This window comes from Aquincola sp. J276 (genome assembly GCF_024700035.1).
GTDB lineage: Bacteria > Pseudomonadota > Gammaproteobacteria > Burkholderiales > Burkholderiaceae_C > Aquincola > Aquincola tertiaricarbonis.
In genome coordinates this window covers 886,721-901,403 of sequence record NZ_JAJONC010000002.1, presented here as the reverse complement: position 1 = coordinate 901,403, position 14,683 = coordinate 886,721, and the positions used below count along the sequence as shown (strand labels likewise).

At 73.7% G+C, this 14,683-nt stretch carries 6 protein-coding genes; 3 read left to right on the top strand and 3 right to left on the bottom strand.

The genetic code is table 11. The annotated features are described in order from the left end of the window. The first annotated feature begins 24 nt into the window (after positions 1 to 24). From LRS14_RS22020 to gudD, 3 genes are all read left to right on the top strand, one after another. The gene (locus tag LRS14_RS22020; RefSeq protein ID WP_404977604.1) at positions 25 to 1,740 is read left to right on the top strand and encodes an FAD-dependent oxidoreductase; all 1,716 of its coding nucleotides are present in this window, start codon (positions 25 to 27) and stop codon (positions 1,738 to 1,740) included. A 121-nt stretch (positions 1,741 to 1,861) separates the two neighbouring features. Further along, entirely contained in the window at positions 1,862 to 2,842 is a 981-nt protein-coding gene (locus LRS14_RS22015; protein ID WP_257801115.1) for a tripartite tricarboxylate transporter substrate binding protein, read from the top strand. 16 nt (positions 2,843 to 2,858) lie between these two features. Then, the gene (gudD, locus tag LRS14_RS22010; protein WP_046112495.1) at positions 2,859 to 4,193 is read left to right on the top strand and encodes a glucarate dehydratase; all 1,335 of its coding nucleotides are present in this window, start codon (positions 2,859 to 2,861) and stop codon (positions 4,191 to 4,193) included. Positions 4,194 to 4,211: 18 nt separating this feature from the next. On the opposite strand, the gene LRS14_RS22005 is transcribed toward gudD, so the two are convergent. The 3 genes from LRS14_RS22005 to LRS14_RS21995 are packed head-to-tail and all read right to left on the bottom strand — an operon-like array spanning position 4,212 to position 14,679. Then, positions 4,212 to 6,935 (bottom strand): hypothetical protein, encoded by a 2,724-nt coding sequence (locus LRS14_RS22005; RefSeq protein ID WP_257801114.1) that lies wholly within the window; start codon positions 6,933 to 6,935, stop codon positions 4,212 to 4,214. Between the two features lie 47 nt (positions 6,936 to 6,982). Beyond that, on the bottom strand, positions 6,983 to 12,034 hold the full coding sequence (locus LRS14_RS22000) for a hypothetical protein (RefSeq protein WP_257801113.1): 5,052 nt from the start codon (positions 12,032 to 12,034) through the stop codon (positions 6,983 to 6,985). 23 nt (positions 12,035 to 12,057) lie between these two features. Further along, on the bottom strand, positions 12,058 to 14,679 hold the full coding sequence (locus LRS14_RS21995) for a hypothetical protein (RefSeq protein ID WP_257801112.1): 2,622 nt from the start codon (positions 14,677 to 14,679) through the stop codon (positions 12,058 to 12,060). Positions 14,680 to 14,683: the final 4 nt, after the last annotated feature.

Sequence of the window (14,683 nt, the reverse complement as noted above, 5' to 3'; positions counted from 1 at the left end):
TCCCAGCCGTACCGGGAGCCCCCCATGGCCGACCGCCCGCCCGCCGAGCCCGCCGCCGACCCCGTCGCCGATGCACCGTTCACGCCCTACAGCGCGCTGCACGGCCGCCAGGCCCAGATGTTTCCAACGCTTACCGACGAGGAGCTGGAGCGCATCGCCCGCTTCGGCCGGCTGCAGCGGCATGCCGCCGGCAGCCGTCTGTTTGCCGCGGGCGAGCCCGGGCCGGGCATGTTCGTGCTGCTGTCGGGCGAGGTGGCCATCACCCAGCGCGACGGCCTCGGCCGGGTGACGCCGGTGGCCACCCAGGGCCGCGGCCAGTTCCTGGCCGAGGTGGGCCAGCTCTCGGGCCGGCCGGCGCTGGTGGACGGCCACGCGCTGAGCGAGGTGGAGGCGCTGCTGATTCCGCCGGAGCAGCTGCGCGCCCTGATCATCGCGGAGGCCGACCTGGGCGAGCGCCTGGTGCGCGCCCTGATCCTGCGCCGGGTGGCGCTGATCGAGTCGGGTGGCAGCGGCCCGGTGCTCATCGGCTCGCCCGGCGGCCACCTGCTGCTGCAGCTGCAGGGCTTCCTGGCGCGCAACGGCCAGCCCCACCATGCGGTGGACCCGGCGGACGATGCGGTGGCGGCCGCCCTGGTGCGCCAGTACGACGCCGGCCCGGGCGACGTGGTGGTGGTGTGCCCCAACGGCGCGGTGCTGGTGAACCCCGGCGAGGCCGGGCTGGCGCGCTGCCTGGGCATGGTGGGCACGGCCGAGTTCGACGACGACTACGACGTGGCCATCGTCGGCGCCGGCCCGGCCGGCCTGGCCACTGCGGTGTATGCCGCCTCCGAAGGCCTGCGGGTGGCGGTGCTGGACTGCCGCGCCCACGGCGGCCAGGCCGGTGCCAGCGCCCGCATCGAGAACTACCTGGGCTTTCCCACCGGCATCTCCGGCCAGGCACTGGCGGGCCGGGCCTTCGTGCAGGCGCAGAAATTCGGCGCCGAGATGCTGATTCCGGCCGAGGCCGCCGCGCTGGACTGTGCCGGCCCCGGCCACCCCGGCGCACCGCTGGCCATCCGCCTGACCGACGGCCGGCTGCTGCGCAGCCGCACGGTGGTGATCGCCAGCGGCGCGCGCTACCGCCGGCCGGAGGTGCAGGGCCTGGCGCAGTTCGAAGGCCGCGGCGTGTCGTACTGGGCCTCCGCGCTGGAAGCGCGCGGTTGCGCACAGGCCGAGGTGGCACTGGTGGGCGGCGGCAACTCGGCCGGGCAGGCGGCGGTGTTCCTGTCGCAGCATGCCTCCCGGGTGTTCATGCTGGTGCGCGGGCCGGGCCTGGCGGCGACGATGTCGCGCTACCTGATCGACCGCATCGCGGCGTCGCCACGCATCGAGCTGCTGACGCGCACCGAGCTCACCGGCCTGCACGGCGACGAGTCACAGGGCCTGAAGGCCGCCAGCTGGCGCCACCGCGACAGCGGCGAAGCCACCACCCGCGAGGTGCGTGGCGTGTTCCTGTTCGTGGGCGCCGAGCCGGAAACCCGCTGGCTGGCCGGCTGCGGCGTGGCGCTGGATGCGCATGGCTTCGTGCTCACCGGCCAGGGCGGCGCGCCTTCGCCGCTGGCGGCCAGCGTGCCGGGCGTGTTCGCAGTGGGCGACGTGCGGTCCGGCTCGGTCAAGCGGGTGGGCGGCGCCATCGGCGAGGGCGCGGCGGTGGTGGCGGCCATCCACCAGCACCTGGCCGCGACCGCGGCGGCGGCTTGAGGGCACATGCCCGGTCGCCCGGCGTGCCGGGTTACCGTTAACTGTCTTCTAGGTAGTCGCCACAACTTTGCAGCGTGTGATAACGATAACATCGCGCCATCGCAGACCAAGGAGACGATTCATGAAGCGACTGCTGACCTCGATGGCGCTGGGTACCGCCCTCGCGCTGGCTTCCGCTGCGGGCGCCCTGGCACAGCCGGCGACCTGGCCTTCCAAGCCGGTGACGCTGCTGGTGCCGTTCCCGCCCGGCGGTTCCACCGACACCATCGCCCGCGCGCTGGGCGCCTCGCTCGGCAAGAGCCTGAACCAGACCTTCGTGGTGGACAACAAGGCGGGCGCCACCGGCACCATCGGCGCGGGTGGCGTCAAGCGTGCGGCACCGGACGGCAGCACATTCCTCGTCACCTCGCTGGGGCCGCTGGTGATCGCGCCGCACCTCATCAAGAGCATGCCGTACGACGCGCTGAAGGACTTCGATCCCATCACCGTGGCGGTGCAGGCGCCCAACGTGCTGGTGGTGCCGGTGGCTTCGCCGCACAAGACGCTGGCCGACGTGGTGGCGCAGCAGAAGGCGCAGCCTGACAAGATGACCTTCGCCTCCTCGGGCAACGGCTCCAGCGACCACCTGACCGCCGAGCTGTTCTGGCAGGAGACCGGCACCCGCGGCCTGCACATCCCGTACAAGGGCGGCGGCCCGGCCATCTCGGACCTGCTGGGCGGCCAGGTGGATGCCTCGTTCCAGAACGTCAATGCGGTGCTGCAGCACATCCGCGCCGGCAAGCTGCGCGCGCTGGCTGTCACCGGCACCCAGCGCGCCGCGGTGCTGCCCGACGTGCCCACGATGGCCGAGGCCGGCGTGAAGAACGTGGACGTGTATTCCTGGCAGGCGGTGCTGGGCCCCAAGGGCCTGCCGCCCGAGGTGCGCAACCGCATGCACGAGGCGGTGGTGGCCGCGCTGAACGAGCCGCAGACCCGCCAGCAGTTCACCGCGGTGGGCCTGGAGATCGTGGCCAACACGCCGGCGCAGTTCGCCGAGTTCCAGCAGCGTGAGTACGCACGCTGGAAGAAGGTGATCGAGACCGGCAAGATCACCGCGGATTGAGCCGAAGGCAAACACGATGACGCTCTCTTCCACCCCCACCATCACCGCCCTGCGCGTGATCCCCGTCGCAGGCCGCGACAGCATGCTGCTGAACCTGAGCGGCGCGCACGGCCCGTTCTTCACCCGCAACCTGCTGATCCTCACCGACAGCGCCGGGCGCACCGGCGTGGGCGAGGTGCCCGGCGGCGAGAAGATCCGCCAGACGCTCGAAGACGCCCGCCCGCTGGTGGTGGGCCAGCCGGTGGGCAGCCATGCCGGGCTGCTGCGCACGCTGCAGCAGGCCTTCGCCGACCGCGATGCCGGCGGCCGCGGGCTGCAGACCTTCGACCTGCGCACCACCATCCATGCCGTCACGGCGGTGGAATCGGCCATGCTCGACCTGCTGGGCCAGCACCTGGGCCTGCCGGTGGCGGCCCTGCTCGGCGAAGGCCAGCAGCGCGATGCGGTGGAGATGCTGGGCTACCTCTTCTTCATCGGCGACAAGTCCAGGACCGACCTGCCGTACGACAGCCAGCCCGACGCCGACGACGACTGGCAGCGCCTGCGCCATGAGCCGGCGATGACGCCCGAGGCGGTGGTGAAGCTGGCCGAAGCCGCCTACCAGCGCTACGGCTTCAACGACTTCAAGTTGAAGGGCGGCGCGCTGCGGGCGGAAGAAGAGATCGAGGCCATTCGCGCGCTGCACGAGCGCTTTCCGAACGCCCGCGTGACGCTGGACCCGAACGGCGGCTGGCTGCTGAAGGACGCCATCCGCCTGATGCGCGACATGCGCGGCGTGGTGGCCTATGCCGAGGACCCCTGCGGCGCGGAAGAAGGCTTCTCCGGCCGCGAGGTGATGGCCGAGTTCCGCCGCGCCACCGGCCTGCCCACCGCCACCAACATGATCGCCACCGACTGGCGGCAGCTCAGCCATGCGCTGGCGCTGCAGTCGGTGGACATCCCGCTGGCCGACCCGCACTTCTGGACGATGGCCGGCAGCGTGCGCGTGGCCCAGACCTGCCGCGACTGGGGCCTGACCTGGGGCTCGCATTCCAACAACCACTTCGACGTGTCGCTGGCGATGTTCACCCACGTGGCCGCGGCGGCGCCGGGCAACGTGACGGCCATCGACACCCACTGGATCTGGCAGGACGGCCAGCGCCTGACCACCGACCCGCTCCAGATCCGCGGCGGCCTGGTGCAGGTACCGAAGCAGCCCGGCCTGGGCGTGACGCTGGACATGGTGGAGGTGGAGAAGGCCCACCAGTTGTACCTGCAGCACGGGCTGGGCGCGCGCGACGACGCAGTGGCGATGCAGTACCTGATCCCCGGCTGGACCTTCAATCCGAAGCGGCCGGCGCTGGACCGCTGAAGGCCGGCGCCCGCCTGGCTACTGCACCCGCACCGTCAGGCGCACGCTGCCCTGCGCGGCAGGTGCCAGCGGGCTGTCCAGCCGCCATTCCACCGCGCCTTCGCCGCCCACCGGCGGCATGGCCACCACGCTGCAGGCCGCCACCGGCTGCGGCCCGCAGTCGGCGCTGACGAAGCGTGTCCAGGCCGGGGTGCGGTCATGCAGCCGCACGGCCTGCAGCGCGGCGCTGCCCTGGTTCACATAGGCGATGCTGTAGGTCAGGGTGTCGCCGCTGGCGGCCAGCGCCTTGTCCACCTGCTTGCTCAGCCGCAGTGCGGCATCGCTGCCGTCGGTCACCAGCGCCAGGTCGGCGCGCAGGTGCTCACCCACCAGGCTGTGCTGCGCATACGCCAGCCGCGCGGTCACGGTGAGCGCATAGCGGCTGCCGGGCACCGCCTGCGCCGGCACCGACAGCCGCGCCACCAGGCACACCGGCTGGCCGGCCACCACCGTCAGCGGCGCGGCCAGCACGGGTTCATCGGCTTCGATGCGCTGGTTGCAGTCCGCATCGGCATGCAGCACCACGCTCGGGCCGGAACCGTCCGCCGGGCCCAGCTGGGTGCTGAAGCTCAGCAGCCCGGCCGTGCCCGCCACGAAGCGGTGCCCGAAGAACATCACCGTGCCGGGCGGCCCGGCCTGCTGGCCTTCGGTGTCGAAGCGGCTGGCCGGCACCATCGCGAAGTCGACGCCGGCATAACGCTGACCGCTGGCGGCCACAAAGGCGGTGGCATCGGCCGGCAGGGCATAGGCGCCGCCGGTGTTGCCGGCCGATCCGCCCACCAGCACCCAGGCCGCACTGCCCACCGAGGCCACCTGCACCGCGCCGGCCGCGGCGGCAGGCAGCCACATCAGGTAGCTGCCATCGGAGGCGCTGGTGGCGCGGGCGATCTCCGCCGGGCTGCCCGTGTTCAGCAATCGAAGGGTGCGGCCGGGCAGGGCGGTCTCGGTGCCGTCGCGCAGCCCGTTGTGCGGCGTGCCGCCGCCGTCGCCGGTGTCCTGGTGCACCCGGCCTGCCACGGTGCTGCCGTGGAAGGCACCGAAGTGCTGGTCGGCCAGGTCCGTGGCCAGGGTGAGCGAGCGCACGAACCCGGGCGCCTCGGTGCCCAGCCAGCCCGCCGGCACCGCCGGCGCCACGCTGGCCGCGGCGCTGCTGCCGTTGATCACCACCTGGTAGCTGCCCACGCCGACCGGGCCGAAGCTGTAGCGGCCGGTGGCGGCGTCCACCACCGCGACCGCCTGTGCCGGTCCGGCGGGCCGGGTGGCCGGCACCAGCTTGGCGTACAGCGCCAGCCCGGTGCCGGCCTCTGCCGGGCCGCGACGGGCGTCGTGGTCGGCATCGGCATACACGCTGCCGGCCAGGCTGCATACCCGGAAGGCACCGCCGGCGGTCACGTCCACCTCGCCCAGCCGCAGGCCCAGCAGTTCCAGCAGCGGGTCCACCAGGCCGCCCAGCAGCTGGCCCAGCAGCGGCGACACCGCGCCCTGCACCAGGGTGCGCAACACCGGCAGCACCACCGCGTCCAGCAGGCCCAGGCCGGGGCTCACGCCCACGCTGAGCGAGCCCACCAGCGAGCCCACCAGCGCATGGGCGAAGCCGGCGCCGGTGGAGGCGGTGCGGGTCTGCGGATATGGGCCGCTGAAGGCCAGCGGCGTGGCCGAAGGCGCCTGACCGCGGGCGCTGCCCTTGGCCGTCACCGCCACGTTCAGCGCATTGATCTTCAGCGCCCCCACCACGCCCGGCTGCAGGTCGGTGGCCGGGTTGACGGCACGGCTGCGGTTGAAGAAGAGCGCATCCGGGATCACGCCGAGGTACAGGTCGGCGACGCCGGGCGTGGCCTGCACCGTGAGCGCGCCAGCCACTGCGTCCACCGCGGTCAGCAGGCCGTCGGCACGGGCCACTTCCACATACAGGTCGAGGTGGCTCAGCTGCAGGCTGGCCGACGAGACGCCGACCAACGCGGTGAGCATGCCGGTGTGGATGTTGAGTGCCAGCAGGTCGATGCCCAGTTTCACCCGCATGGCCGCGCTGTGGAAGCCGGTGCCGGCCGGCCCGCACACGTAGGTGGGCGGCTCCAGCACCTGGGCCTGCAGCTGCACGCCCTGCACCAGCCCGCCCAGCCCCAGCGCGCTGCCCGACAGGCCCACCGGCACCGGCGTGGTCAACAGGTTGCGGTGGTTGTAGAGCTGCACCGCCCCTGTCACCAGCGCCAGGGCGTTGATGCGTGTCTCGCCCAGGCCGCCATCGGTCACCAGCAGGTCGCCCAGCCGCAGCGTGCCGGCCGCCAGCGCCAGCTGAGGCTGCAGTGCACCGAGTGCCGCGGCCACGCCGGTGTGGCCGCTGGCGGTGGCGGCGCTGGCGGCAGCGGCCAGCACCTGGCCCAGGCCGATGCTGCTGTGGAGGGCGGTGGTGGGCGAGGACACGCCCAGCTGCGCCTGCAGCGCGCCCAGCACTGGCAGCAGGTTCAGCTCGCCGCTGGCCAGGGCCTGCCAGTCGGCCACGCCCAGGTTCACGCTGCTGCCGGCGAGCTGGCCGAGCAGGCCGTTGAGCAGCACCGCGCGCGTGCTGCTGATGCTGGCCAGCCGAGGGCCGGCCGACACGCAGCCGCCATCGGCGCAGGCCTGGGCCGGCGGGGAGAGCAGCGCCAGGCACAGCAGCCAGGGCAGCAGCCACAGCGGCAACGCCAGGCGCAGGCCATGCCGCAAGCGTCGGGAACCGACGTGTGGAGGGCGGTGATGGGCCGCGGCCGGCATCAGGAATCCCCTCCGGCCAGCAGCCGCTCGTCGAATTTGAAACGCAGCTTGAGGTAGCTGCCGCGGCGGGTGGTGTCGGCACCCGACAGGTCGCGGTCGTGGAAGCCGCGCAGGTTGTGGCCGACCGACAGCCACAGGTTGTCCTGCAGCTGCCAGCCCAGCTCGCCTCCCACGGCGGTGGCGCGCTGGTTCAGCCGGGCATCGCCCAGCATGCTGCCGGCCAGGCTGGCGTCCCAGCGCGGCGCAAAGCTCCAGCTCACGCGGCCGCCGATGCGCTGGGCGTTCGCCTGCAGCCGCCGGCCGTCCACCTGCTCCTGCGCATGCTTGGCGGCGTAGTGCCCGCTGAGCACCCAATCGCGCGACAGCTGCCGCGCCGCATGCACCGAGAGGCTGTGGGCGCTGCGCTCAGCCGACGGTTGCGCTGCGGGGCCCGCGACGGCGGGGTCGGTGGCAGGCAGGCTGCCGGCGGCCAAGCCCTGCTCACGCTTGAATTCATAGCGGGCCAGCGCGTCCAGCGGGCGTGCGCCGGTCTGGCGATAGGCGGCCCCCAGCTGCAGGCGCTGCTGAAGCCGCTGCGGCGGCGCGCTGCCCGCCTCGGCGCCGCGTTCGGATTGCGCATGCACCAGGCGGCCCAGCAGCGTCCAGTCCTGCGACAGCTTGCGGGCCAGGCCCAGCGAGCCCAGCAGGCCGTCGCCGCCCGCGGCACGGCGCCACTCCAGCCGTGCGGTGCCCTTCCACAGCGGGCTGGCGGTGTAGGCCACGGCGGCGGTGGCCGCGGTGGCAGCGGTGGAGGCGAGGTTGGCGGCGGCGGGCGTGCCGCCGCCGGCCAGCGGATGCACGCGCTCCAGGCTGGTGTCCAGCCGCAGCCCTTCGGCCAGCGGCCAGCGGTTGCGCAGGCCGATGGCGGCCTCGGCCTCGCGGCCGCTCAGCGCATCCCGCGCGCGGTACTCGCCGAAGCCGCGGCCCTCGCCACCGGCCGGCGCGTCGATGCCCAGCAGCGTGCTGTGGCGGCGCTGCGTCGCATCCAGCGCATAGGGCCCGGTGAGGGAGGACACCAGCTCATGCCGGGCATACAGCCGCGCCTGGTGCGGCAGCGCCAGGTCGCCGCCCACGGCCAGCAGGCGGCGGCGGGCGTCGTGCACGTCCTGCTCGGCTTCCAGGAAGGCGGTGGCACCGGTGAGCACCGGCAGCGCGCCGGAGAGCTTGGCGCGCACGGTCTGCGTGCGTGTGTCCTGCGGCGCGGTGCCGTCGCCGGTCATCGCCGCGCCCCGTGCCTCCACATGGCGGGCCCCGACCTCGAGCTTCATCTGGTGGTCCAGGCTGCGCTCGATGCCAGCCAGCATGCCGTGCCGCTGCGCATCGCTGCTCGCATCGGCGGTGTGCAGCAGCTCGGCCAGCAGCCGGGTGCGGGCATCCAGCGCCCAGGCGGCTTTCACCCCGGCCTCGCTGCGGCCGGCGCTCAGCGTGGCGGAGGCATTGTCGAAACCCTGCTGGCTGCGGCCGACATGCGCGCGCAGCTGCAGCTGCGGGCCCTGGTGCTGCAGCTCCAGGCGGGCGGCATCGCCGCTGCGGCGGCCTTCGTCGGCAGTGTCTTGCCCGGTCGGCAGGCCCAGGCCGATGTCGTCGGCCTGGCTGCGGGTGCGGGCCGCCTCGGCCAGCAGCTGAGTGTTCGGGCCCAGCCCCACGCTGCCGTGCAACCCTGCCATCTGGAACGGCGCCAGCGGATTCCAGTCGCGCACCACCGTGCCGCCCACCTGCGCCTGCTCGCCCACTGCCAGCCGCGCTTCCACCCCGGCCACGGTGAAGGCAGGCCCGCCTTGCTCCACCTCCAGCGTCACGCGCAGGAACAGGGGGTTCAGGTCCGCATCCAGGCTGGGCAGCGGCGTGCGCAGCAGCACGGTGGCACCGAAGGCATCGAAGTCGTAGTCGACGAAGCGCTGCAGCGGCGTGCGGCGCAGCACCAGCGACGGCTGGTGGCGGTCGCGCACCAGCACCTCCAGCTGCTCGCCATTGGCGCGCGGCAGGCCGGCCAGCCGCAGCGCGTAAGGGCCGGAGGTGCCGTTGCCGCGCATCTCGATCACCTGCTGGCGGGCGTTGTCCCGGCTGGCAAAGGCACTGCCGCGCAGCGCGCCCTGCTCATGCTGCAGCCGCAGGCCGGTGAGGCTGCGCTGGTAGGCGGCCAGCTGGCGCGCCGGCTGCTGCATCGGCTGGGTGTTGAAGTCGCCATAGAGCACCGACGAGCCGCCGCGCTCCAGCTTGACGTACAGCGCGCCGGTGGACTGCGCATCGAAGCCCTTGACCGAGGCATCGCCATACACCGGGTAGAAGGCATCGGGCTGGATGTCGCGGAACAGGCGTTCCTGGCTGCGCTTGTCGCTGTCGTAGGCGAGGGTCAGCAGCGCGTCGCCACGCACCTGTCCTTTGAGGTAGAGGGCAGCGCGGCCGCCGCTGCGTTCGTCGGCGGCCTGCGCCTGCAGCGCCTGGGCGAAGCCGTCGTCGGCGCTGGCCGGCCGCAGCGCACCGGCGCCCAGGCGGCGCAGGTCCAACGTGCCTTCCACCAGGCCCACCGCCAGCAGCGGCCGCAGCGTCGGCACGAACGGCAGCCGCAGCCGTTGCTGCAGCCCGCCAATCTGCACCAGCAGCTCGGCCTCGCCGGCCTCGGCAGGAGCCTGCAGCGCCAGCGTGGCCTGGCCGCCGTCGATGAAGGCCTGCACGCCCGGCGTGGCGGCGTCCAGGTCGGCCAGCGCCCAGTGACCATGGCTGGCCTGCAGCGTGACGGCATGGCGGCCGCTCACCGGCAGGCCTTCGGCATCCAGCACCGACAACGCCAGCGGCAGCAGCCCGCCATCGGCCCGCAGGGCGCCGGCCGGTGCCTCCAGCTGCAGCCGGGCCGGCGCGCCGGGGGCCCGCACCACGAGGGATTGGCGCGCTCGTTCGTTGCCAAAGGCATCGGTCTCGGTGAGCAGCAGCTGGTTGGTGCCGGGCTGCAGCTGCACGCCCACGTATTCGCGCAGCTCGATGGCGCGGGCCGCATGCAGCACGCGCTCGCCGATGCGCTGCTCCGGCACCGGCACGCCATTGACCTGCAGCGCCAGCAAGGCGCCGGCGCGCAGCTTCACCCGCAGCAGCAGCGTGCGGCCGGCCACGGCTTGGCCATCCTGCAGGTCGATGAAGCCGGGTGCGGGGTCCAGGCGCTCGGCCAGGGCTTGCAAGGTGTCGGCATCGGCCTGGGCCGGGATGTCGTCGTCGAGCGGCGCCCGGGCAGCCACCGCCGGCTGCGCGGCCGTGACCGGGGCGAGGGCTTCCGGCGCCACGGCGCCCAGGCCCACCACGCCGGCGGCGGGCAGCGCGCGCCGGTCGACCGGTGCACGGGGCTGGCCATCGGGCGTCAGCTCGCTGCGCAGGGCGGCGTCCAGCTCGTCCGCTGCGTGCTGTGCGGCTAAGCGGGTGGCCAGCACTGGCTGCAGCGCCGGGCTGCAGCCGGACAGCGGAAAGTCGGCCCGCTGCAGCTCGCCGGGCCGCGGGTCGAGGAAGCGGCTGCCGCCGTCGCCGGCATGGCGGGCCTCGGTGGCCAGCGGCTGGGTGCCGGCGGGCAGGCTGGTGCGGTCGATCTTCAGCACCTGGGTGCGCGCGCGCAGGCCATAGAGGCTGTAGCGGCCGGCACCATCGGTGCTCACGCGGGTGCCGTCCTGCAGCACCAGGCGCACACCCGGCACGCCCGGCTCGCCGTCGTCGGCCAGGCCGTTGGCATTGCAGTCGGCGAACACGCGGCCCAGCACCATGGCCTGGTCGGTGAACACGCCGGGCTGCACCTCCACCCGCACCCGCGCCGTATTGCTGCGGGTGGGCCCGGGCTGCTCGGCCGTGGCCTGCAGCGCATGGCGGCCGTCACCCTGCAAGCCGAGGGCGCCGATCAAGGCGCGGTAGGTGAAGGTCTGGCTGCTGCCGGGGGCCATGGCGCCGAGCGGCCACTGCAGCAGCGGGCCAGGCCCGGGCTCGGGCGGCGTGGCGCTGACGCCGCTGGCCCGCAGGCTGCCGGGTACGTAGGCAAAGCCGGTGGGCAGACGGGCTTGCAGCCGCACGCCGTCCAGCGGTGCATCGCCCGCATTGCGCACGGTGGCGGTGTACACCACCGATTCGGCCACCTCGGCCACGGCTCGCGAGGCGCTGAGCTGCACCCGCAGCACGCGCGGCAGGGGGTCCAGCGGCACGTCCACCAGCGGCGTCATGCCATCGGCCTGCACCTCGAACACCGCGCCGTAGGAGGCCTGGGCATGCAGCCGGCGGCGGCTGGCCGCAGCGGCATCCGCCTTGGCCGGGTAGCTGTGGGCGGCCGCCTGCAGCTGCAGCGCATACCGCCCGGGCACCACCTGCGGGAAGCTGAAGCGGCCGTCCGGCGCGGTGGTGGTCTCGCTGGGCGCGGGGCTCACGCCGTCGTGCGCCAGCACCTGCGCCGGCGCGCCGGGCTGGCCGCCATTGCCCACGCCATCCACGTCGATCAGCCGCACCCGCACGCCGCCCAGCGGGCTGTCGGCCTCGCTGTCGAACACGATGCCGGCCGGCTCCACCAGCGTGCGGGCCTCGGCCTGCACGCTGCAGCCCTGCAGCGTGGCCGACAGGGTGTCGTCCACCATCACCGCGCTGCCGTCGGTCCAGCCGCGGAACACGCCGGAGCCGCTGGCGGTCTCCATCGCCTCGATCGGCCCGCCCCGCTGCAGGCCTTGCGAGAACAGCTGCAGCTGAACCGCATCGGCACCGCTGCTGGTGTTGCAGGAGGGTGCCTCGGCCTGCAGGTAGATGCGCTGGTTCAGGCCCACGCTGCCGGCCACGCGGCTGAAGCTGGCATCGGTGAAAAAGCGCACCCGCGCACTTGGCGCGGCCAGCATCGCCATCACCCGGTTGGACACCAGCGCGCTGCGGGCCTGGCCCTGGCCGTCGGTGTAGTCGGCGTGCGCCGCCGCCTCCACGTGGCGGCCGTGGGCCGGAGCGGTGCCCGCCAGCGCGCACGCCAGCAGGGCCGCCAGCGCCGCGGCCTGGGTCCGGAGCCTCATCAGCCGCCGCCGCTCGCCTGCCGTCAGGGCAGGATGCGCACGCCGAAGCGCAGCACCACCGACTGGCCCGGGGCCAGCGAAGCGACCGCCACCTGCACGAGGCCAGCGCTGCCGTCGGCCGGCGCGGTGATGGTGCCGCTGCTGCCGCTGGCCGCCAGCGTGGCGCTGTAGACGGTGTAGGCCGGCACGGCGTCGCTGAGCACCAGGTCGGTCACGGCCACCGGGCCGGCGTTGGTGGCCGTCACCTCGTAGCGCAGGCACATGCCTGGCTGGGCACCGGCGGTGATGGGCGCCACCGCGTACGGGCCCTCGGGCGTGCCGTCGCAGTTGGCGTCCAGCGCCTGCTGCTTGAGCAGCGTCACGTGGGAGCTGATCACGGTGGTGGCCGAGGTGGCCACCGCCGCGGCGGGCGCCGCCACGCCGGCCAGCGCACCCACCGCCGCCGCGGTGACGGTGGTGGTATTGGCGGTGCCTGCCGCCGCACCGGCCGGCGTGGTCACCTTGACCAGCAGGCGCACGCTCTCGCCGGCGTCCAGGCCGGCGGCGGTGCTGGCGCCGTTGCTGCCGCCGCTGAGTTGCGACAGGTCGGTGACCACCGGGTCGGCGGGATCGAGCACGCCGTTGTTGTTGCGGTCCCAGTGCAGCACGGCGCTGAAGCCTGGGGCGCTGTTGGCCACCGTCAGCGGCACGTTGCCGGCCACGCCGTCGCCTTCCAGCGCACCGCCGGTGTTCACCAGCATGTGGCTGTAGACGATGGTGCCCCCGGCCGTGGCCTGGCCGCTGTGGTCGGGCGTCAGGGCCAGGCCGCGCTGCAGGCCCACCACCACCGCGTCGTGCAGCCGGTCTGCAGCGCCGGTGGTGGGCGAGACCACGCGGAAATACAGCGCGGTTGTGCCGGGCAGGGCACCGGAGGGCAGGGTCACGTCGGCATGCACGGTGGCCTGGCCGCCGCTGGCCACCATGCCGGTGTTGTCCACCACGGCGCCATCGGCCCGCTTGAACACCACGCTCCAGCCCGCGGGCAGCACGCGGGTGGCGAAGCTGGGGTCGGTGCTGGCCTGCAGCTGGTAGCTGTCGGCCACGCTGGCGCCGTTGGCGGCCACCAGCGTGAAGCGCACGGTGGCGCCGGGCGCGGCCGGCAGCAGCAGCACCGGCGCGGGCTCCAGGCCCGGGCCGTGGCCGGGCGCGGTGGGCGCGGCGCTGTTGTTGCTAAGGTCGACGCCGCTGCTGCTCACAGCCTGCAGGGTGTTGGTGGCGGTGGCCTTCACCGCCGTGTCGTTGCCCGAGGTGGCCTGCGCCACCATGGCATAGGGGCCGCCGCTGGCGCCGGGCGGCAGGGTGGCCCGGACCACGATCGCCAGGCTGGCGCCGGGGGTCAGCGGGCCGGTGTCGGGCGACTGGTTGCCGTTGGTGTCCAGCAGCGGCGTCAGGCCGCCGGGCTGGAAGAACTGGAAGGTGGTGCCGGCCGGGAAGTTGCTGCTCAAGGTGGCCAGGTCGAAGCTGTCCACCGCATTGCCGGTGTTGGTGACCAGGTCGGTGAACTGCACCACGCCGCCCTGTGGCACGGCGGTGACGGTGCTGCCGCTGAAGGTGAGCGCGGCGCCGGCCTGCACCCGGTACTGCACCGTGTTGGCGGCGGCCGGCGGCAGCAGCACCGCGCCGTCGTGGTAGCCGTAGCGCACGGTGGCGGCGGTGGCCGGCAGCGCGCCGGCGGGCAGGCCGGGTGCGATGTCCACCCGGAAGCTCAGCGTGCCGGTGGCACCTGCCGGCACCGAGGCGATGGTGGCGGTGACCCGGTTGCCCAGCGTCGCGCCGAAGTCGTAGACGATGCCGGACTGGTTGTCGGCCGCATCCGCATCGGTGAGCACCGTGGCGCCAGTGGAACTCCAGCGTGCGCTGCCGGGCACGTACTGCATGCCGGCGGGCAGGGCCTCGGTCAGCAGCAGGCTGCCTGCGGCGGTGTTGCCGGTGTTGGAGTAGGTGATGGTGATGATGCGGCCGGCCGATGGCGATGGCCCGGCGGTGACGTCCAGCGCCTGCGTGACGCTGAGCACCGCCTGCCCGGTGACGGTGGTGGTGTCGGTCACCGCCGCCTGGGCGCCGGGCGTGAGGCTGCTGCTGGCGGTGATCACCAGCGCATTCACGTTGCCCGAGACGGCCGACGACGGCACGCTGCCCACCGCCACGAAATGCACCGCCTGGCCCATGGTCAGCGTGCCGGTGCTGGTGATGGGCGTGGCGTTGTCGGGCACGCCGTCTCCGTTGGCGTCGGCAAAGAACTGCAGGCTGGCGAAGGCCAGGCTGCCGCTCTGCACGCCGGCCAGGTTGAAGCTGTCAGGCCCGTTGCCAGTGTTGACCAGGGTGTGGGCATACACCACCTGGCCGCCGACCGACACCGTCTTGGCCGCGTTGGCCGCCAGGCTGACGCTGGCCACCTGCTGCACCGTGGTAAGCACGGTGTTGGAGGTGACGGTGCGGGTGACGCTGCCACTGTCGGAGTAGGTGGCCGTGGCCTGGTTGCCGATGGTGATGCCGGCGGGGGCCGCGGCGCCGGCCTCGTGGCCCACGCACAGGGCCAGCAGGCCCACCAGCCACAGCGCCGCCACGTCGGCCAGCGCGCGGCGCAGGAATTGGATCCAGCTCATCTCG

Excerpts from the sequence above, each read along its gene's own strand:
- LRS14_RS22000 (WP_257801113.1), bottom strand. The coding sequence starts at position 12,034 with ATGAGGCTCCGGACCCAGGCCGCGGCGCTGGCGGCCCTGCTGGCGTGC.
- LRS14_RS22015 (WP_257801115.1), top strand. The coding sequence starts at position 1,862 with ATGAAGCGACTGCTGACCTCGATGGCGCTGGGTACCGCCCTCGCGCTG.
- gudD (WP_046112495.1), top strand. The coding sequence starts at position 2,859 with ATGACGCTCTCTTCCACCCCCACCATCACCGCCCTGCGCGTGATCCCC.
- LRS14_RS22020 (WP_404977604.1), top strand. The coding sequence starts at position 25 with ATGGCCGACCGCCCGCCCGCCGAGCCCGCCGCCGACCCCGTCGCCGAT.
- LRS14_RS21995 (WP_257801112.1), bottom strand. The coding sequence starts at position 14,679 with ATGAGCTGGATCCAATTCCTGCGCCGCGCGCTGGCCGACGTGGCGGCG.